General features: G+C 41.5%; 18 protein-coding genes and 3 pseudogenes. 4 read left to right on the forward strand and 17 right to left on the reverse strand.

Annotation, left to right across the window (positions count from 1 at the left end):
* Window positions 1-7: 7 nt before the first annotated feature.
* A complete protein-coding gene (locus FBB35_RS13740; protein WP_174710081.1) occupies window positions 8-1261 on the reverse strand; it encodes a hypothetical protein in 1254 nt (417 codons plus the stop codon).
* 433 nt (window positions 1262-1694) lie between these two features.
* Between FBB35_RS13740 and FBB35_RS13745 the strand changes: the two genes are divergently transcribed.
* On the forward strand, window positions 1695-2315 hold the full coding sequence (locus tag FBB35_RS13745) for a CBS domain-containing protein (protein ID WP_174710082.1): 621 nt from the start codon (window positions 1695-1697) through the stop codon (window positions 2313-2315).
* Between the two features lie 140 nt (window positions 2316-2455).
* Here the strand turns inward: FBB35_RS13745 and FBB35_RS13750 are convergent, their stop codons facing one another.
* The 12 genes from FBB35_RS13750 to FBB35_RS34680 all read right to left on the reverse strand — a co-directional run bounded on the left by FBB35_RS13750 (window position 2456) and on the right by FBB35_RS34680 (window position 10694).
* Complete coding sequence (locus FBB35_RS13750; protein WP_174710083.1) at window positions 2456-3571, reverse strand: LptF/LptG family permease; 1116 nt, start codon at window positions 3569-3571, stop codon at window positions 2456-2458.
* 318 nt (window positions 3572-3889) lie between these two features.
* Window positions 3890-4618, reverse strand: a complete 729-nt coding sequence (lptB, locus tag FBB35_RS13755) for an LPS export ABC transporter ATP-binding protein (RefSeq protein ID WP_174710084.1) — start codon at window positions 4616-4618, stop codon at window positions 3890-3892.
* A gap of 30 nt (window positions 4619-4648) precedes the next feature.
* Window positions 4649-5155 (reverse strand): LptA/OstA family protein, encoded by a 507-nt coding sequence (locus tag FBB35_RS13760; protein WP_174710085.1) that lies wholly within the window; start codon window positions 5153-5155, stop codon window positions 4649-4651.
* A 233-nt stretch (window positions 5156-5388) separates the two neighbouring features.
* On the reverse strand, window positions 5389-5781 hold the full coding sequence (locus FBB35_RS13765; RefSeq protein WP_174710086.1) for a DUF309 domain-containing protein: 393 nt from the start codon (window positions 5779-5781) through the stop codon (window positions 5389-5391).
* Window positions 5778-6143 carry a ferredoxin thioredoxin reductase catalytic beta subunit gene (locus tag FBB35_RS13770; protein ID WP_174713643.1) on the reverse strand — a complete coding sequence of 122 codons (366 nt, stop codon included), beginning with the start codon at window positions 6141-6143 and terminating at the stop codon, window positions 5778-5780. The genes FBB35_RS13765 and FBB35_RS13770 overlap by 4 nt, the downstream gene beginning before the upstream one ends.
* A 288-nt stretch (window positions 6144-6431) precedes the next feature.
* On the reverse strand, window positions 6432-7595 hold the full coding sequence (locus FBB35_RS13775; protein ID WP_174710087.1) for a DUF58 domain-containing protein: 1164 nt from the start codon (window positions 7593-7595) through the stop codon (window positions 6432-6434).
* A gap of 64 nt (window positions 7596-7659) precedes the next feature.
* Window positions 7660-7959 carry a type II toxin-antitoxin system RelE/ParE family toxin gene (locus tag FBB35_RS13780; RefSeq protein ID WP_174710088.1) on the reverse strand — a complete coding sequence of 100 codons (300 nt, stop codon included), beginning with the start codon at window positions 7957-7959 and terminating at the stop codon, window positions 7660-7662.
* The gene (locus tag FBB35_RS13785) at window positions 7956-8222 is read right to left on the reverse strand and encodes a type II toxin-antitoxin system ParD family antitoxin (RefSeq protein WP_174710089.1); all 267 of its coding nucleotides are present in this window, start codon (window positions 8220-8222) and stop codon (window positions 7956-7958) included. The genes FBB35_RS13780 and FBB35_RS13785 overlap by 4 nt, the downstream gene beginning before the upstream one ends.
* 138 nt (window positions 8223-8360) lie before the next feature.
* The gene (locus FBB35_RS13790; protein ID WP_174710090.1) at window positions 8361-8948 is read right to left on the reverse strand and encodes a Uma2 family endonuclease; all 588 of its coding nucleotides are present in this window, start codon (window positions 8946-8948) and stop codon (window positions 8361-8363) included.
* A 379-nt stretch (window positions 8949-9327) separates the two neighbouring features.
* Window positions 9328-9786, reverse strand: coding sequence for a TIR domain-containing protein (locus FBB35_RS13795; protein ID WP_174713644.1), 459 nt, complete (start codon window positions 9784-9786; stop codon window positions 9328-9330).
* Window positions 9737-10204: a transposase gene (locus FBB35_RS34675; RefSeq protein ID WP_254625646.1), complete on the reverse strand. Its 468-nt coding sequence runs from the start codon at window positions 10202-10204 to the stop codon at window positions 9737-9739. Before FBB35_RS34675 ends, FBB35_RS13795 begins: the two co-directional genes overlap by 50 nt.
* A 94-nt stretch (window positions 10205-10298) precedes the next feature.
* Window positions 10299-10694, reverse strand: a complete 396-nt coding sequence (locus tag FBB35_RS34680) for a transposase (protein WP_254625668.1) — start codon at window positions 10692-10694, stop codon at window positions 10299-10301.
* Between the two features lie 139 nt (window positions 10695-10833).
* On the opposite strand from FBB35_RS34680, the pseudogene FBB35_RS13805 reads away from it, so the two are divergent.
* Window positions 10834-11760, forward strand: a pseudogene (locus FBB35_RS13805) (IS701 family transposase); the annotation flags it as partial.
* Between the two features lie 12 nt (window positions 11761-11772).
* On the opposite strand, the pseudogene FBB35_RS13810 reads toward FBB35_RS13805, so the two are convergent.
* Both FBB35_RS13810 and FBB35_RS13815 read right to left on the reverse strand, forming a co-directional pair.
* Window positions 11773-12946: pseudogene (locus FBB35_RS13810) on the reverse strand (IS4 family transposase).
* Window positions 12947-12963: 17 nt separating this feature from the next.
* Window positions 12964-13158, reverse strand: a complete 195-nt coding sequence (locus FBB35_RS13815; protein ID WP_174709492.1) for a transposase DNA-binding-containing protein — start codon at window positions 13156-13158, stop codon at window positions 12964-12966.
* Between the two features lie 107 nt (window positions 13159-13265).
* Between FBB35_RS13815 and FBB35_RS13820 the strand changes: the two are divergent.
* Window positions 13266-13685 (forward strand): annotated as a pseudogene (locus tag FBB35_RS13820) (IS701 family transposase); the annotation flags it as partial.
* Window positions 13686-13698: 13 nt separating this feature from the next.
* Here FBB35_RS13820 and FBB35_RS13825 read toward each other — a convergent pair.
* Both FBB35_RS13825 and typA read right to left on the reverse strand, forming a co-directional pair.
* A complete protein-coding gene (locus tag FBB35_RS13825) occupies window positions 13699-14451 on the reverse strand; it encodes a hypothetical protein (RefSeq protein ID WP_174710091.1) in 753 nt (250 codons plus the stop codon).
* A gap of 122 nt (window positions 14452-14573) precedes the next feature.
* Window positions 14574-16364, reverse strand: coding sequence for a translational GTPase TypA (typA, locus tag FBB35_RS13830; RefSeq protein ID WP_174710092.1), 1791 nt, complete (start codon window positions 16362-16364; stop codon window positions 14574-14576).
* Between the two features lie 803 nt (window positions 16365-17167).
* On the opposite strand from typA, the gene FBB35_RS13835 reads away from it, so the two are divergent.
* Window positions 17168-18538, forward strand: a complete 1371-nt coding sequence (locus FBB35_RS13835) for a serine/threonine-protein kinase (protein WP_174710093.1) — start codon at window positions 17168-17170, stop codon at window positions 18536-18538.
* Window positions 18539-18602 lie beyond the last annotated feature (64 nt).

The raw sequence follows: 18602 nt of genomic DNA on the forward strand, positions 1-18602 counted from the left end.
CTGACAATCAGTTTTGACCCGGACTTCTATACTTGTCTCGAAGCTGGCGAAGATATAAGGAATTAGATTGTGTTGGTTGCTGCTGCATATAATTCCCATAATTAGACTGTAATGGTTGCGTCGGCTGCTGCAAGCCATAATTTCCATAATTAGATTGTGGTGGTTGCGCCGACTGCTGTAAGCCATAATTCGCATATCCCATAGGGTTTGTGGGAGTGACAACACTTTGACTCGGAATCTGGCTAGAGTAAGGTGCAATATTAGTTGGTATGCCAGAGGTGGCTGGGGACGTTCCTGGTGCTACATTAGGCACTACCTGACCGTTATTTAAATTACTGTAGGGATTTTGCTGCAAGTTCGTATAACCTGTACTAGTAGTTAACCCATTATTAGGCACTACCTGACCGTTATTTAAATTATTGTAGGGATTTTGTTGCAAGTTCCTACCCGTTGAGGTGTAGCCTGTCCCAGTAGTTAACCCAGTACTTGGTAGAGAATTCTGACTGGATAAACTATTCATGGGTGGCATTAACGTTGTTCCTGGCTCAGAGGCTCGGCCCAAAGCATTTGTCTGAGTTGCAGTGGTACCATTAAAGCCAGACAGCTTCTGATTTGTCGATTGATTGAGTATTGCTTGCAGAGGGCTGACAGAGGCAGAATTTTGATTCTTGTTAGTTTGATTCGTGAATCCAATTCCTAGGCTAGAGGATGTCTGTTCCCCGTCTGTTGGTTCAGATGCCCCAGTTAAAGTTTTGATACCTAGAAACTGATTATTATTATCAACCGTCCCAGTCCGCAATAAATTTTCGGTTTGTACCACAAAAGGATTTTTGACGGCGGGGGGGGTGTCGCCATTAACGCTTAAAGTAGGATTTAATTTGGCATCACTTGCAGACTTTTGTTTGTTAATTGCATCCTCTAATAAGCTATTACTCTTTTTTGCCTCAGTTTTTTCCTTGGGAGTATTTGCCGTTGATGAGAGAGTTGCTTGCTCAAAGTCATTAAATAAAACTGGCAGGTTATCAATATCGGCTGCAATGGCTCTGTTTTCTGCTGATAGTGAGGAATCAGTAGGGGTTTGTGAAGTAACTTTATTTTTTTGCTTATAAACGAAAATATCTGGATTTGACCAGTATTCCCAGGTTACTAGCCCCACTACAGATAAAAAAATTGCAGTTACCCAAAAACCAGGTCGCCCTAGATTCCATAACCTGGCTCTGAGATAGCGTAAGTAGGCGGGAGGATAATGACGATGTGGCATGGGATTGGTAATTGAAATTTACTCGAAATCGGGAAAATTTGACGCGAACTGAAGGTGTTGCTGTTTAATGCTTTTACTTTCCTTAACAGAAAATATCTCAACTAAAGTTGGATCGTGATTTTATCCTAACTTCTCCATCAGTTATTAGTCATTACCAATAGATATGTAACAGTCAAAAATTTACTTTTTAGCGGCTGGAGTGGTTTGGCAAGATTTTCTAGAAAGTTATGGCAATTTATCGTTGGTTTTTGGGCATTGGTCACATTGGATAACATCACGAGTTGACAGTTGTTCTAAGTTTATTGTTGTAGCTGGACAAAGATTCGACTTTTTTCCTTTCTAGTTAGCAAACTGTACGCTGCAATGCTTCGTCGATATATAAGCCTCTGAGGGCGCTGTGCCGCACCGTACTATTAACCAGGAGACTACAGCAATGATGAAAGCTGAAGATATCATGACCAAAGATGTAGTTACCATTCGCGGTTCAGCAACAGTTGCTGAAGCAGTGGTGCTGATGAAGGAAAAAAAATTGCGGGCGCTAGTTGTAGATATTCGCCATGAGAATGATGCTTATGGCATTGTCACAGAAACAGATATTGTCTATAAGGTAACAGCCTACGGTAAAGATCCAAAGCAAGTCTGGGTTTACGAGATTATGAGCAAGCCCTGCATTGTGGTAAATCCTGATTTGGGTGTGGAATATGTAGCACGGTTATTTGCTAACACTGGTATTCATCGCGCACCTGTGATTCAAGGCAAGCTGTTAGGCATTATCTCGATTACCGACATTTTAACCAAAAGCGACTTTGTGGAAGCGCCAAAAGCACTACTGCTGGAGGAGAGAATTAAAAAAGCAATTGAACAGTCTCGCGCTATTTGCACTGAACAAGGTGCTTATTCTAAAGCCTGTGCAGCCGCTTGGGATGAGGTAGAAGAACTCCAGGCTGAAGCTGCTCATCAGAAAGCTGAGGGGATGGTATCAGCCAAAGTCTCTTTTGAAGAATATTGCAAGGAAAACCCAAATGCACCGGAATGCCGAAATTATCATCCTTAATTGAAGTGTGGGAATGGGGAATTGGGCATTGGGAATTGGAAATTGGAAAGAGAGAAGGAAAACAAGGGAGAATTATTAAAATTAAGTCTCTCCCTTGTCTCCCCCCTCTTCCTTGTCTCCCTTGCCCCTGCTTTTTCAATTTAGCGTTTGGCAACTCGTATCAAGAGGAATAGACCTATTCCCAAGAAAATAAAATTGGGCAACCAAGCCCCCATAAAGGGAGAGAGGGCACCTGCTTGCGCGATCGCACCACTAATAAAGAAAATTAAGTAGTACGAAAAAATAACTACAACGCTAATCCCAAAGCTGGTACCTCTTCCAGTTCGCTGGGGTATGCTTCCCATCGCTGCACCTACCAAGCCAAAAACTACACATACAAAGGGCAAGGAGATTTTTTGTTGAATCCGCACTTCGAGTTTACGAATTTTTTGGCGATCGCCACCAAGATATTCCACTTGTAGTTGATCTAGTGCTTCAGAAATATTCATCTCACCATAGTCTCGGCTTTTTTCTGCCAAACTTAATGGCGTGCGTGGTAGTTGCAGTTGTTGGTGTTCAAATCTAACAATGTTGCGGTATGAGCGATCGGCTGCAACAAAATAGATCGTACCGTTGTAAAAATCCCAAATATTTTGAGAAGGATTCCACTGGGCAGATTCTGATACTACAATTTGATTCAGATTTTTGGTGGAACGGTCTATAATCGTCAAACCTGTCATCCGCTTACCATCAAACTGGTCGGCGTAAAACAAGCGTGTCAATATTCTATTCTTAGAGCCATCCGGTTGTGTAACATCCTGGTATTCAGGATAGAAAATATTTTGCTGTTTAAAAGCTGGCTTATCTGATTTCAGGGCTTTATCCAGAGTTACCCCCGCTTGGTAATTTGCTGCTGGTGCAATTTGTTCGTTGAATACAAATGTCATTCCTGTGACTACAAGACTCAACATCACAGCAGTTAGCACTATACGATATACGCTTACCCCACAACCACGCAGGGCAATTAGTTCGCTCTCGCTAGAAAGACGACTGTAGGTCATCAAAGTAGCTAGTAACGTAGACATGGGAAAGGCTAAAACGATAAAGTTGGGAAACTTTAGCAAAAAAACCTGAATGGCAATGTCTATCGGTAGCCCAGATTCTACAATTTTTCTGACTAGATCGAATACAGCATCAATAGTGACACCAAGTGATGAAAAAGCTCCGACACCAAAGAAAAACGGCGCTATCAATTCGCTGGTAAGGTAACGATCCATGATCGTAAAAGGTAGCAGCGAACCGAGGTTGTAGAAAGGCGTAAACTTCTTTGATATCATAAAAAATTTGAACAGTTAAATATTGAGAACCCTGGTGAAGGCATGAGGCAGGGGGCAGAATTAAAATAGTCTTCATAATTTGGTTTTGAAGTCTAAGTTCTTTACCTCTGTTAATTGCAAACTGCTGTATCTACTGAATTTAGTATCAAAGTTTAATTCTCAATGGCCGATAAAGCAGAATCAAATAAATTGATAAATTTATAATTAAAATTAAATATAAAAATAGCTTTTGAAGCTATTAACTAAATAATTATGAATTTAGGCTTGAAAATTATCCCCTAAATAATATTGCCGCACGAGGGGATTGCTGTAGAGTTCGTCAGCACCGCCAAAAGCGAGAATTTGTCCTTCGCGCATAATGTAGGCGCGATCTGTGATAGCAAGGGTTTCGCGGACATTATGATCTGTAATTAAGATTCCCATACCGCGATCGCGCAGTTGTGCGACAATGTGCTGAATTTCTGAGACTGCGATCGGATCAACACCTGCAAATGGTTCATCCAAAAGTAAAAATTTTGGCCCTTCTACTCCAGCAGCTAAAGACCTTGCTAATTCAGTCCGCCGTCGCTCACCACCAGAAAGTTGAATTCCTTTACTATTGGCTAATTTTTCTAACCGAAACTCCCGCAGTAAAGTTGTGAGTCGTCTTGACCATTCCCGCCGTGGCACATTCGTTTGCTCCAGCACCAATAGAATATTATCTTGTACCGAGAGTTGGCGGAAAACACTTGGTTCTTGCGCTAGATAGCCAACACCCAATCGTGCCCTTTTGTGCATTGGCATTCCTGTAACATCCAGATTACCCAGCCAAACTTTTCCTTGATTGGGTTTTTCTAAACCAGTGGCAATGTAAAAAGTCGTTGTTTTACCAGCCCCATTGGGGCCTAGTAAACCAACGATTTCGCCCTGACCAACAGAAAGATTGACACGATTGACAATTACTCGCTTGCCGTAAGATTTGTGAATATTCTCTAAAACAATTTTCACGCTAGAAGCACCCTTTCTTGGTGGTAAATGCTAATTAGAAGGCTTCAAAGGTCGTGTTTGTGGGACAGATGGGGCGGGTGTCGCAGTTTGTCCACCATTATCTGATTCCTCGATCATGTAGATAGACTCTACCTGACGGTTGGATTGAGGTAAAGCAACAAATCGCCCTTCATCAATTAAATACGTTACCTTCTCTGCCCGGATACTGTTACCGCCCTGTTGCAAAATATAGACGTTGCCACTGAAATCAATTCGGCGTTCCTTACTAAAGTACTGTGCTTGGGCAGATGTTGCCTGAAGTTGACGAGAAGGATACAACATTTGCACGTTACCGCGAGCGGTGATTACTTGATTTTTAGCATCATATTCTTGCACATCAGCGCGGATAGTCAGGGGGCGATTGTCTTTAGATGTTTGTGCAGTCGCGGTTTGCAGTTGGGTAGGGAAGGCAAAAGCGCCCAAGAGTACAACTGGCAGCATTAAAGCTAATCCAAAGCGACGGAACTGTGACATGGGCAATTGATAGCAGGGCATCATAGCAATTAGGGATTCAGGATTTCAGCTGGCATTCTAATTATCTCAAGTACTTTATCCAGATTATGAAATATACAATCTGGAGTGATTTCCGATAACTACTGGCTGAAATAGTGACGCTACCCCTAAGCTCAAGGTTTCAGGTAATTGACATCCGAGTGAAAATGACGCAGGCACAATTCATAAATTGTGCCTACCAAGGATTTCGGACAACGCATGATTAATTTACCAGATGTCTAATCAGTAGACAGCACAATTTTAGGCAAAGATAAGACCTTATCTTCATCGATATCGCCAGATGTAATCGAATCTTGCCCTATTTGTTGTAATGTCGTCAACAACGCTGCGCTCTGACTCAATAGTTCATCAACATCAACGCCGCCATAACTAGATGGGTAACGCCGGAGGCGATTGCCGCCTTCTCCCAATAGAATAACTGCACCTCGCCAGTTCCGATTTTCCAAATGATACAACGCTACAGAAATTTGCAGAATGCCTTGATAAAAGGTTTTTTCTGGTTCACTGGCTTCAATCCATAAAGCTTCTAAAGTGTCATGACAGGCATAGAACTGGCCAGAGTTGAACTGTTCTACGCCTTGCCAAAACTCTTGGGGGATGGTTTCGCTCATCCCATACTGTCTCGGACTTCTTTAATTGTTTCTAGAGAAATGTCTTGTTTTTCTCCAGCAAACTCGTTGTCAGAGGTAAGGAACAACATACAATGGCACTCTTTGCGTTCTCTCATTGGCACACAGGGACAATTCCAATAGGTGGCATGGACTTCAGCCTCTTTATCTTCATAATGGCGACAGGGACATAAAGGCGCACCTAGTTCGTCTTTATGTTTGGCTAGTCCTTCAATCACAACTGCGGTAACAGAAGGTTCAGAACAGAAGTATGTTCCAGTCCGCTTGGCGTATTGTTCGGAAAAATGCCGCATTGCCTCTAGGCTTCTATCGCTGGATTTTGTGTTATGTTCTGATGTGATCATGTCGCTCATAATTTAAATATTTCTTTGCATTGTACCTCAGCCGCACTAAGGGATTACTGGGTGTATTTCCCCAACCTTAACCTTTCAAATTGTTTTACCTTTGTTCAAGGGCTGATATGTCCGGTGTGCTGGGATCAGATAAAAGTTTAACTTGAATGGGAATTGGGGATGGGGAATGGGAAAGAAGCAGGGTAGCAGGGAGCAGGGGAGACAAGATGATCTGCGTGAGAACCTTGCAACAAGTCTTTCCATTGTCCGCAATTCCTAATTCACAATAATCCCTGCAATTTATAATAGATGTAATGTTTTTTGCAGTTGGGGTTGTAGTGCGCGATCGCTTTGCAAAACTATACCAGGCTGTTCCCAATTGATTACCTCTGGTTCTGCTGGTGCGGAAACATTTGACCACAAAACCCAGCGACTACCTTGAGGAAGAGTAGCAAGGCTCAGGGGGTTTTGAGTCAGCCAAATCAAGGGATAACTTTTAGGAACTACTGAACTGGCATCTTCTAGGGCTGTTGTTGCTGCTAAAGTTTCTAAAACAAAGCGATCGCCTTTGATTAAATTTGTTGATGCTGTCCATAGTTGTACCTCTAATTGCTGTTGCTGTGCGTAAAAATATAGCGAAGCTGCGGCAATTACTGCTTGTTCAAAGTTTTCTTCTTCCCAATTGCTAGCACTGTCAAGGGCAATCACTATTTCTTGTCCACCTGTAACCATTTCTAACTCCCGCACCCTTAATTCCCCATAGCGGGCACTAGTCCGCCAGTGAATCAGGCGAGTAGGATCTCCAAGACGATATGGACGGAGCGATCGCACCAGCCCTGTTGTCGCTGTCTGCAAGGGCTTACCACGAGGATCGCCCCTTTTGCTCTCTTCTTGCCCCATTTCGTCTACTAAGGGGCAGGTAGCCAAGGGTAACACTGTGGGATAAACGATCGCTGTAGCAACACAATCACGCTGACGGCGACACCAGAACAATCCCAAAGGCGCACCAGAACCAAGTTCAATTGTGTGCCAGCGATAAACACCCCGGTGCTGAGTCGGGTGGTAATATACCCAACGGTAAATACCTTGGCTAGGAATTGTTTCGATTGCCTTTTGTACTGGTTTCCCTAAGACGAAGGGTAATATATCTTCGACTTGTAATAAGCTGACAGGCTGTTGTGTCTGATTGCAGATTTCTAATTCCACCGTTAGATCGTCACCTGCTGACACAGGTTGCATGGGACGGCGGGTGATAGATAGACCTGTGAGCGATCGCGGCGGTAAGATAGCTGCTACACCCAAAAGGGCAAAACTGATGCCGCTAATGGCATACAGCCAACCAGCCATCGTATTAATACCTGCGCCAAAAAAACAAATAGCGGTTACTGCTAGCACCCAACCGCCATAAGTAGGGGCACAAGCGCGGGTTTCTAACCAATTAGTGAGGGGTTTAATGATTTTCATGTTTCTTTTTTAACCCAACACCACCCCAAATTCACAGTGTCTCAGGGGTTCGCCAAAAAAGCTTTTAGTTGGATTCCTCAAAAAGAGATGGAAAGTTACGGCGACCGCTTACAACCCGTAGAATTTCGATACCATTATCTAATACTCTGTAGAAAACGATATAGCCTTGCAAGGATATACCTCGGAGGTCTGGACGAATTTTTGCGTAACTTTTACCACTGTTTGGAAAGGCAACAAGCTGTTGGCACTTGCGGTTGAATTCACTGAAAAATCGCTCTCCTGCTTCAACGCTAGTTTCAGCAAAGTAGTCGGCAATTTCATTGATATCTCGGCTGGCAAGAATGTTGATGACGTAGCGACTCATGCTTGCGCCTGATGTCCTTGTCGAAACCGCTTTAGAATTTGGTTTACGAATGTCTCGCCATCAATAGGTGGCGTTTTGTCTGAAGCTAAAATCGCCGCATCAATTTTTTCTCGCACATCCTCAACCCATTCAGCATCGGCGCGATCGTATTCATCAAGCAACCGTAAGGCGATTTCAAGGGCTTCTTCTGCGGAGCGATATTTCCCAGCCTGGAGCTTGGTTTGAATAAAGCGTTCTTGATCGGGTGTGAGACTTATGCTCATAGAAAACCTCTATTCAGATTATTCACCATTTTAAGTTAAAAAACTCACTCTACTTTTTCGTTCAGTTAAGGTTTATTCAGGAAATACAGTAAGTTATATTCACACAAGATGCAGATTTTTGATTATTGCGAGTTACTGTCAAACTTTACGCTGTAACCAAGCAAATACTTCATTAACAGAGAGCGTCAAATTCAAATTTTCTAACACTGGTAATATATCCTGTCCTGCTAACAAATCTGGTAAAGAATTAGGCTGATAAACTAAAATACAGCGTTCACTTGGATCAACCAACCATCCTAGCTGACTGCCATTTCTCAAATAGTGTAAAATATTGCCAGTTACTTTCGTTTGACTTTGAGCAGGGGAAAGAATTTCGATGATCCAAGGGGGTGCAAAATCAATCCCACTGCTAATAATGTCACCGCTCTCATCCAGTGGTATTTGATTGGTAGAGATCACAACCACATCAGGAACTACTGAACGATTACCGCAGGTACAGCGTAATTCAGGAAAAGCTTTGTAGTTACTGCCCAACGCATCAATTACTGCAACCAAACGTTTTTGCAATAAACTGTGTTTAGCCCCTCCCATAGGTTTCTGAATTGCCTCTCCGTTGATATATTCCCAAGCTGGTGACTCTTCAATATATGGAAGTTTTAAGAACTCTTTTAAAGTCGCGCTTTCTGGAACTGTAATTTTTCCTTGCGTCAACCCAATATTTTTCATAATTCGGTTACAAGCGGAAGTGGGTCAGTTGTTGAAACCAATGGCATTTTGAGATCAAGATTGTTCTAGTCTTCCCTTTTTAGTATTGTCCCATCATTACGCATGATGATGACTTCTTCTCCAGCAGCCGCCTCTTCAATTAATTCTGCTAGGCGAGTCTCAGCTTATTTCAAATTAACTTGGTGCATTGATAGTCTTTACCAAAACCCGATATTTTGAATATAACTTCTTCGTCAGTTATTGACTCAAGGATCTTTTCATGTGGACAATGGCGATCGCAGTTTCGCGAATAGTCATGATAATTGCCTTTTTCAGTCCTTTTCATTGTTACTCAAAGATTTGACTAAATCCACTGCAAGAGCGATCGCTTCCCACACGTTCACACCAAGCCTTCACGCTCAAGAACCATACGAACATCCTCAAAACAAGCTTTAATGTTCCCGCATGGAAAGTTAATATAACCAAGTCCATCAACATTGGAAAAGTTTTCACAGCCTTCTTCTAAAAGGAGAATTGCGCGTGTGAAACCCAAGCGTCCTTGAAAAAGACCTGCTTCATGTATAACATTCATTCTTGCACGGAGCTTCAGATCACTTTGTTCATCTTCACCAGTCATTATCAAAAATGCGATCGCTGCACTATCCAGCATCTGGGATAAGCGCACAGTATTATTGATTCCAGCAATTGGAAGCCGATTGAATTCATCCCAAGGTAGTTTTAATCGCTCACTGATAAAGTCTTTGAGATCCCTCCATAACGGTGAGTGCCCGTGTCCAATATAGCGGTTATCAGTCTTGTGAGGTACAGTAGCAGCAGTGAGTAAACCAACCCAGCAAATTCTCTATTGTCACTTCTGCGAATGCCGTATCTAATGCCTGGAGTAAATCAGGGTATGTCCTTGCACCGATGCGACGGAGAATGTTCTTAATCTTGGACCAACAATTCTCAATCGGTGAAAAATCGGGAGAATAGGGGGGGAGATAAATGAGATGAGCGCCAGCAGCGATGAGCAAAGCTTCAAGTTCATCACTTTTATGGATTGAGCAGTTATCCATGATCACCACTGCACCAGGCCAAAGTTTGGGTACGAGCTTTTGGGCGATGAAGGCATCAAAAGTCAAAGCATCGATAGAACCTAAGCCACTCCATTGGGTGAGCAGTCCTTTCAAGCTAATTGCACCAATTACCGAGACATTTTTCCCTTTGCGGTTGGGCTTTTGAGCATAGCCTGAAGGCCAGGCAAGGCGCGGGCACATTTGCGGATGAAGGACAGATTAACTCCCGATTCATCTAAGAAAATCAGCTCTTCGACGGGTATCCCCCTCAAGAGTTTCCAGTACTCAAATCGGGCTAGTTGGACTTCATCACTACCTTTTTTTGTGAGGTGGAGACTTTTTTTTTGAGGTTGAGGTGAAGTTTCCAGCGAACCATCCGATTCACCGTAGCTACCCCAATTAAGACCTCTGTTTTCTCGTAAAGTCGTTCCCGCAATTCGCTTAACGTCGCATCGGGCTGTGCTATGACGAGTTGGCGCAGGATTTCTAACTGTTCAGCATTCAACTTTGTTGCTGTCTGCTCAGTCCGCACCTTGGGGCCTATCATCCCCAATTCTCGATGGCGTTTGAGTAAATTTTGCACAAAACTTAAGGTGACACCAAAGTTTTTAGCCAGTTTTCGTTGGGAAATGTCACCGCAGGCATAAGCATCAACTATTTTTTGACGCAAGTCGAGAGAGTAGGCTTTCATCACCACCAATTATCAGTAGAATTGCTCTCTCCTACTGTACTGAAGTAGACTGATAACCACTATAACCCTCTTCTGTCACTTTCCGAGTATTCTGAATAAAAGGATTAAAAGAAAAAACTCTCTTCAGGTAAGCAGGGCAATGGATGTAGAATTACAAATCCTAAAACATTTGGCAAGAGATGCCCAGCCAACAGTTGCGATCATAGATGAATATTGTGCAGAGTATAAAGACCTGTTCAAAGAAGTAAGAAATTATGAATGCTTCAAATATTTACATTTAGGGATAATTGCACCAATAAAAAGAAAATCATTACCAGAAATAGCCAAAGTAGTAAGTATAAACTCGGCACAGTCATTACATCATTTCATAGCCTATTCAGATTGGTCAGCAAATAAATTAAAGAGCCGAAGATTAGATAAATTAAAGAAAGCATTAAATAGTCAGGCGATAACCGTAGTAATAGATGAAACTGGAGATAGGAAAAAAGGTAAAAAGACAGATTATGTTGCAAGACAATATCTAGGGAGTGTAGGAAAAATAGATAATGGAATAGTATCAGTCAATGCTTATGGAGTTTATGAAAATGTAACATTTCCATTAAGTTTCAAAGTATTTAAACCGAAAGGGACGCTCAAATCAGGAGATAAATATAAAACCAAAATAGAGTTAGCGTCAGAAATTATTACAGAATTAATAAATGAGGGGTTTAATATTGAATTAGTATTAGCCGATAGTTTATATGGTGAAAGTAGCAAATTCATCAAAAAGCTCAATGAATATGAATTAGCTTATGTTGTAGCAATTAGAAGTAATCACGGAGTCTGGCTACCAGCTAATCAGAGCGTTAGAGCTAACAAGTGGTGCAAATTTGAGAGAACATTTAGTAATAAAAAATCCGAAATCAGATATATCCGAGAAATAATTTATGGTAAAAAAAGAGCCATAACTTACTGGGAAATAACTACTGATCCAGAAACAATGCCGGATAATTCCACTTCATTTGTCATGACGAATCTTCAAGGAAATCTCAAAAAAACTTTAGGCGATTTATATGGATTAAGAACCTGACTTTTCCCGTTAAGTCTCTTTTGCAAGCTGCCAACCCTCACAGAGGTCGTGTAATTTTAACCAACCTCGCCACAGTACCTGGATACCAATAGGTGTTTTACTTCGATGTTCTAAGTAGCCGCCAAGACGAGCTACAGCTTCAACAGCCCAGCTAACTGTTAGCACTTTGGGGAGTTTGGGAGACTTAGCTTTTAAAATCTTGAGTTCAAGGGGATTAAGAATTTCAATGGCAGGGGCTAAGGGCTGAGTGCGGTGGAGATAAGTTAAGCGCAAAAGCTCAACAGCTATTACGCTAAAAAAACCAATGAGGGTCTTCATCCCATCAGCAGCAAGCCTATATTTTTCTACCTGACATCCAGACTTAAAAATTTTATGGTATTCTTCAACACGCCAACGATAAGTATACCAGCGTAAAACTGTAGAAGCCATCTGGACATCTGCAATAACTTCCGTAGTCAACAACATCCACTCCACAAGTGTTTCACCATCTGGGCAATCAATCTCAGTGGCATAAACAGCATATACGGGTAGAGGCTCACGGTTATCAAAACGATAGGGAGTACGGAGATTGACCGGACAAAATCGCACAGCCAGCTTGGTTTTACGGGCAGAACGCTGTCCAGTCTGGGGTAATTCGATTTCCTGTTCAAAACTGGTAGGTTGTGCAAGGAGTTTTGACCAAAGACGCTCGCTCTCGGAATCTAAACTGCGGTTATGAGCCGCGCGAATAAGAACTCCGGTGTGCTGGAGTTGGCGAACTTTATCGAAAACTTCTGTGATATCACCTTCTCGGTCGAAAACATGAATCACTTGCGTGTGCTTACTCACAAGGTTTTCTATAGTGGTGAGCGCTTCTACCCACCTGTAAGATTCTTTCTGTTCAAAGGGACGGTTTCGGGCTTCTTTACGTGCTGCTGCTTGCCGTTTTTTCTTCTGTGTTGGAGTTTCATCTTTTGGCGGTTTCTGTTTTGCTTCTCGATTCCAAAGTTTTTGCCACAACAGACCAAGGGACTGGCGCTTTGTCCGATTCTATGGCTAAAGCACTGTGTAATATTAAACCGTTACCTCCCTTACCAATTGGGCCGTAACCTTCTTTTTTAGCCTCAATACTGCCATAATCAAAAAAAGTCGTGTCTCCAACACACAGCACTACGTCGCACTCTGCAACAGTTTCCGCAGTCATTTGGCAATGCGGCTCAATCACGCTGGGAAATTGCACTTTTGGATTAGCAAAAACTCATAAGCCCTTTTAAGTACGGTTCCATTACTGAAAACTTCCGACAGCGCTTTGCCGAATCCCAAACTTAGAGCATACCCGATTGACATTGCACGCTCATTCAATCGGCGATCGCCTAGAGATATGGTTGCAAAATTCTTTTCCCACCAGTCCAGCATTGCTTGTTACCTTTAGCACCCAATTTCAATTACTGTACCGTATTTGCTGTGCTGTTTCTTAAACCCTTTGCCAGCAAGTCTTTCAAGACTTAACGGGAAAAGTCAGATTAAGAACCTGGGTAGAATATGGGTTTCGACAATGTAAACAGGAACTCGGCTGGACAGATTATCGCTTGACAAATTTTCAACATATAGAGAGATGGTGGGAAATTATTTTTTGTGTTTACACAATGATTAGTCTAAATTCCCCAGCCTTTTTAGCCTTAAATCAATCTCTTCAAATTGAAACTGAGGTGATAGGTACTAGTTATGTTAATTGTGTAGATTTTTCTCATCATCAACAATGGAATCATAATTCTGGATGGAAGAATACTCTTAATAATCTTCGTTTAATTGTCCAACCTCTTTTACTATTTTGGCTGATTTATCCCTGGTTAGATATTTTTCCAAATTCTCATTTATTGCTAGGATTTAATCATTTAATTTGTGCCATGAACCAATTTAAACCCTTTTTTGCTTCTGGATGATTTCACTTATTTACTACTTGCTTATCTCGGAGAGTGACAGAAGAGGGATAAAGACATGTGTTCCTGGTTGAGATGAGTACATATAAATGCGAGATTTATTGGTTAAGTGTAATGCTAGCCGATTTGCTATTTTCTTTAAACTTTCTGCTACTGTAACAGGCGATTGAACAGACAATAACTGTGCCTGAAGATAAATATGCGGCGGGGTTTGAAGTCCAGACTGAAAAGCAAGCATGTCAAGTGAAAAAAACTGTTTTGGTCGAAGATAATCAACAAACTGCTGTACAGATGATGTTTGACATTGCTCAACTTCTTTTTTTAGCCGATCCAGGTATGCGTCTTCTCCGCTAGCAAGGCAAGAAAAAATTATCGATATTAATTCTTCTCGTAAATCAGAAATCTCTTCTTTTGCATAATTGGCAAGTTCGTTTAGTTGCTCTAATGAGAGGCTAGCTGTGTTTGATTTTAAAGTCTTATACAAAGAATCGAAGTCATATTCACACCACTCACCCTTAGTATCGTTGGAAAATCTGTTTTGGAGTCCCCATTCTTGACTAAATCGTGCACCGGGCGGAACTGGTTGAAGTTGGTTGTAATAGACACGGGAATGATATCCAAGCCATGAGCCAGACCAGGATTTTGCTGCCTGGTTTGCTGCTTCTTGCAATGCTTTTATTGACTCAGCTACCTCAGAAGATTCAAATTGTGCAACGATTGTAGAACAAATGGATTTGATACGATCAAGAGAATCACGGAAGTCATCCATCAAAATCTATACTTAATCTATGTTTACTATATAAAATGTAGTTTAAAAATTGAAAAACGCTGTAACTAACAAAATAAAAAGCCCGCAGATGCGGGCTTTCTAAATCAATTAATAATTCTTACTTACCGTTTCGCCAACTTCTTCGACATCTTCCGCAGGCGAATAGATTGGGGTGTAACTTCCACTAATTCATCGGGGCCAATGTATTCCAAAGCACGCTCTAGGCTCATGTCTATCGGTGCTTGCAGTTGCACTAGTTCATCGCCACCAGCAGCGCGGTGGTTGGTTAACTGCTTGGTCTTACAGATATTTAGTTCCAAATCTTGGGGACGATTGTGTTCGCCGACAATCATGCCTCTGTAAACCTTTGTACCAGGAACAATAAAGAATGCTCCTCTATCTTCGGCGTTTCTCATGGCGTAGAAGGTAGAAACACCTTCTTCAAATGAGATTAAAACGCCTTTGTTACGGGCTTCAATATCACCACTGAGTTGACGGTAATCTAAAAAGCTGTGGTTCATGATGCCTTCACCACGAGTCATCCGCATGAATTCACCCCGGAAACCAATCAAACCACGGGCAGGAATGACAAACTCTAACTGGGTGCGATCGCCACTACCTGGTTGCATATCTTGCATTTCGCCTTTGCGTTGTCCCAGGCGTTCGATGCAGCTACCCACAGCATCAACAGGAATGTCTAACACCAAAAGTTCATAAGGTTCGCAAGGATGTCCATTGACTTCGCGGTAAATTACCTGTGGCTGAGATACCTGAAACTCGAAGCCTTCCCGGCGCATGGTTTCAATTAAGATACCCAGGTGGAGTTCTCCACGACCGGAAACGAGGAATTTATCGGGAGAATCGGTTTCTTCGACACGCAAAGCAACGTTGGTTTCGAGTTCGCGGAATAGGCGATCGCGCACTTGTCTTGATGTCACCAACTTACCTTCTTGACCAGCAAAGGGCGAATCATTCACCCAGAAGGTCATTTGCAAGGTTGGTTCATCCACTTTAATTAGTGGTAAAGCTTGGGGTTCGTTGGGGTCAGTAATCGTTTCCCCAATGTAAGCATCAGCGAAACCAGCCACCGCCACAATATAACCTGCGGTTGCTTCTTCCAGGTCTACGCGCTTGAGTCCTTCAAAGCCCATCAGCTTGGTAATTTTACCTTTGACAATGGTGCCGTTTTCTGTAACCAAAGCTGCTTGTTGTCCTGAACGGATAGTACCGTTGTGAATTCTACCAATCACAATCCGTCCCAGATATTCCGAATAATCTAGGGTTGTGACTTGTAATTGCAGAGGCTTGTTGCGATCGCCTACTGGCGATGGAACGTGTTTCAAAATCGCATTAAACAAAGGTTGCATGTCTACCGATTCTGCTTCTAAAGTTTCCTTAGCAAAACCTCCCATCCCGGAAGCAAACAGATAAGGAAAATCACACTGGTCTTCATCTGCCCCTAATTCCAAGAACAGATCCAATACTTTATCAACAGCAACGTGGGGGTCAGCTTGTCCGCGATCGATTTTGTTGATTACAACGATGGGGCGTAGCCCTTTTTCTAAAGCTTTTTTCAGAACAAAGCGTGTTTGGGGCATGGGGCCTTCATTGGCATCGACAATCAGAAGACATCCATCAACCATGCCGAGTACACGTTCAACTTCGCCACCAAAGTCAGCGTGTCCAGGAGTATCAACAATATTAATTAGTGTTTCTTTGTAGCGAACTGCTGTATTTTTGGACAGGATAGTAATACCCCGTTCCCGTTCTAGGGCGTTGGAGTCCATAACGCAATCCGGAACGTCTTCGCCTTCGCGGAAAATGCCGGATTGTTTGAGGAGTGCGTCAACCAGCGTGGTTTTGCCGTGGTCAACGTGGGCGATAATGGCGACGTTGCGAATTGGGAGCGTCATAGAAGCTTTTGGTGAACTCTAGAGGGGGTTTTTAGATTTACATTTGAATGCTAGGCTGTTTTAACAGAATTGGGGATGATCAGCAATTTCTGTAAAGAACCTTTAACAATTCTAGCGTAATCGTCACAATTGCGGTGAGGTTTGTCAAGGTTGCATAAGAGAGAAAGTTAGGCAGGGTGAATATTTACTTAGCGTTGAATTATTTACCCGATTTTATTAGAAGATTTAACCGAATGTAGTTTAACAGTGGGTAAATGTCTGTTTAAAACTTCTAAGTACAGATTTGCATCAATTCGTAGCGATTTTAAACGCAGATGCACTTTGCTTTCGCACAGGGTAGGGACGCTGAGGAAAGGTACGCAGAGTTTTTTCAAGAGGATTCGCTATGAACTTATAAAATTATGTACATTAAGATATATTTTCTTCTGTAAATTAGTCTACTCTGTGCGACAGTTGACACCAGTATTTTGGGCTTTTGAATAATAGCTTGGTTATTAGGACAGCAATTACAGAGTGATAAATATACAATTAAAAATAATCACGTGAAGGTGGCTTTAGTATTACGTATCTTGCAAGAGATGATTATGGGCATTACCTTGTCATAAAAAGTTGAATGATAAAGTTCAATGCCACCCCGATTTTGCTAAGTTTCAACAAGATTTTTTGAATGAGGCGATAAAACTAGTCAAAATGTTACACCAATTACAACAAATGTCCATGTAGAAACGTTGCATTACAGAGTTTATACTGAACTAGATGTATAATTTAAAAATTAATAAACTGACAGCAATAAAATAATTATTATGAACTGCTGCCTAAATCCTAATTGCGAGAATCCCCAAAATCCTGATGGGACAAATTACTGCCTCAGTTGCGGGACACAGTTGCGATCGCTACTCAGAAATCGTTACCGCATAATCGCACCATTAGGGAGAGGAGGGTTTGCACGCACATACGTAGCAGAGGATATAGACAAGCTAAATGAACGATGTGTTGTTAAGCAACTGGTTCTCAGTCAATTTTATGGCAGTCAAGGTACTCACGCACATCAAAAAGCAATTCAATTGTTTGAACGGGAGGCCAAACGTCTACAAGAATTAGGGGAACATCTACAAATTCCCAATTTGTATGGATATTTTAAGGAAGGTGAATATCTGTATTTAGTACAGCAGTTTATCGAAGGTCAAAATCTGTTGCAGGAGTTAAAAAAACACGGTTTTTTTGATGAAGCTAAGATTCGATCTTTTTTGAATGATTTATTATCTGTGCTGGTTGCCATACATCAACAGCAAATAATTCATCGAGATATTAAGCCAGAAAATATTATTCGCCGTCAGAGTGATAATAAGTTAGTACTAATTGATTTTGGGGTTTCAAAGCAAAAGGCAGAAACTACAACCACTGCAATTGGGACAATTATTGGTTCATTAGGTTACGCACCAATTGAGCAAATGCAATTTGGGAAAGTTTTTCCTTCCAGTGATATGTATAGTTTAGGCATAACTTGCTTTCATCTACTAACAAATATTTCTCCCTCGAATTTCTGGCTAAAACAAGGCTATGGTTGGACTTCTAGTTGGCGAAAGCATTTAACACAACCCATAAGTCAAGAATTAGAATTGATTCTGGATAAATTACTCCAAGAAAATCATGAGCAGCGTTATCAGTCTGCACAGGCCGTCTTACAAGACTTGAATAATCTACCACCGCTAAGGCATACATTACCTCCTACAGTTATTTCACCTTCTAAACTATTAGAATCAGAAACACAAGCTCAACAAAAAACAATTGGATATCTACCACAATTCTCTAATAGTAAACTACTCCCTGGAGCAATAATTACAGGTTCAGGTAGTTCATTGTTAGCGATCGCACTGATTAGTTTTTTAGGCACTACTTGGATTAGCTCTGGATTGTGGTTGCTAATTTTAGGTGGGGTAATCTTAATTCAATCTCGTTCGCTTTTGGAAAAAAGTTATTTAATTGTGATTGCTATCATAGCAAATTCACTAATTGTCTTGACTTTCAAAAATTTGCTCACAAATAATCTTCTCCAATCTGGAGTTAATGGACTTTTGCTTGTAGTATTGCTAGTTTTTCTTGCAGGTCTTTTAACGCTGATTATTGTGGGTATGTCAGAAATAATAAACAAACTTATTTCTAAATATTTTTAAAATTTAAATATAAGCTAATTTTCCACTGTATATTGATTTTTAATAAGCTTTCTATAATTTGGAG

The organism is Nostoc sp. TCL240-02, from assembly GCF_013343235.1.
Taxonomy (GTDB): Bacteria; Cyanobacteriota; Cyanobacteriia; order Cyanobacteriales; family Nostocaceae; genus Nostoc.

Bases quoted from the DNA above. Each gene is read 5' to 3' on its own strand.
- FBB35_RS13790 (WP_174710090.1), bottom strand. From the start codon at position 8,948: ATGAAAAATATTGGGTTGACGCAAGGAAAAATTACAGTTCCAGAAAGC.
- FBB35_RS13760 (WP_174710085.1), bottom strand. From the start codon at position 5,155: ATGATGCCCTGCTATCAATTGCCCATGTCACAGTTCCGTCGCTTTGGA.
- FBB35_RS13785 (WP_174710089.1), bottom strand. From the start codon at position 8,222: ATGAGCATAAGTCTCACACCCGATCAAGAACGCTTTATTCAAACCAAG.
- typA (WP_174710092.1), bottom strand. From the start codon at position 16,364: ATGACGCTCCCAATTCGCAACGTCGCCATTATCGCCCACGTTGACCAC.
- FBB35_RS13765 (WP_174710086.1), bottom strand. From the start codon at position 5,781: ATGAGCGAAACCATCCCCCAAGAGTTTTGGCAAGGCGTAGAACAGTTC.
- FBB35_RS13775 (WP_174710087.1), bottom strand. From the start codon at position 7,595: ATGAAAATCATTAAACCCCTCACTAATTGGTTAGAAACCCGCGCTTGT.
- FBB35_RS13750 (WP_174710083.1), bottom strand. From the start codon at position 3,571: ATGGATCGTTACCTTACCAGCGAATTGATAGCGCCGTTTTTCTTTGGT.
- FBB35_RS34675 (WP_254625646.1), bottom strand. From the start codon at position 10,204: ATGTGCCCGCGCCTTGCCTGGCCTTCAGGCTATGCTCAAAAGCCCAAC.
- FBB35_RS13825 (WP_174710091.1), bottom strand. From the start codon at position 14,451: ATGGATGACTTCCGTGATTCTCTTGATCGTATCAAATCCATTTGTTCT.
- FBB35_RS13745 (WP_174710082.1), top strand. From the start codon at position 1,695: ATGATGAAAGCTGAAGATATCATGACCAAAGATGTAGTTACCATTCGC.
- FBB35_RS13770 (WP_174713643.1), bottom strand. From the start codon at position 6,143: ATGATCACATCAGAACATAACACAAAATCCAGCGATAGAAGCCTAGAG.
- FBB35_RS34680 (WP_254625668.1), bottom strand. From the start codon at position 10,694: ATGAAAGCCTACTCTCTCGACTTGCGTCAAAAAATAGTTGATGCTTAT.
- FBB35_RS13780 (WP_174710088.1), bottom strand. From the start codon at position 7,959: ATGAGTCGCTACGTCATCAACATTCTTGCCAGCCGAGATATCAATGAA.
- FBB35_RS13740 (WP_174710081.1), bottom strand. From the start codon at position 1,261: ATGCCACATCGTCATTATCCTCCCGCCTACTTACGCTATCTCAGAGCC.
- FBB35_RS13815 (WP_174709492.1), bottom strand. From the start codon at position 13,158: ATGCTGGACTGGTGGGAAAAGAATTTTGCAACCATATCTCTAGGCGAT.
- FBB35_RS13835 (WP_174710093.1), top strand. From the start codon at position 17,168: ATGAACTGCTGCCTAAATCCTAATTGCGAGAATCCCCAAAATCCTGAT.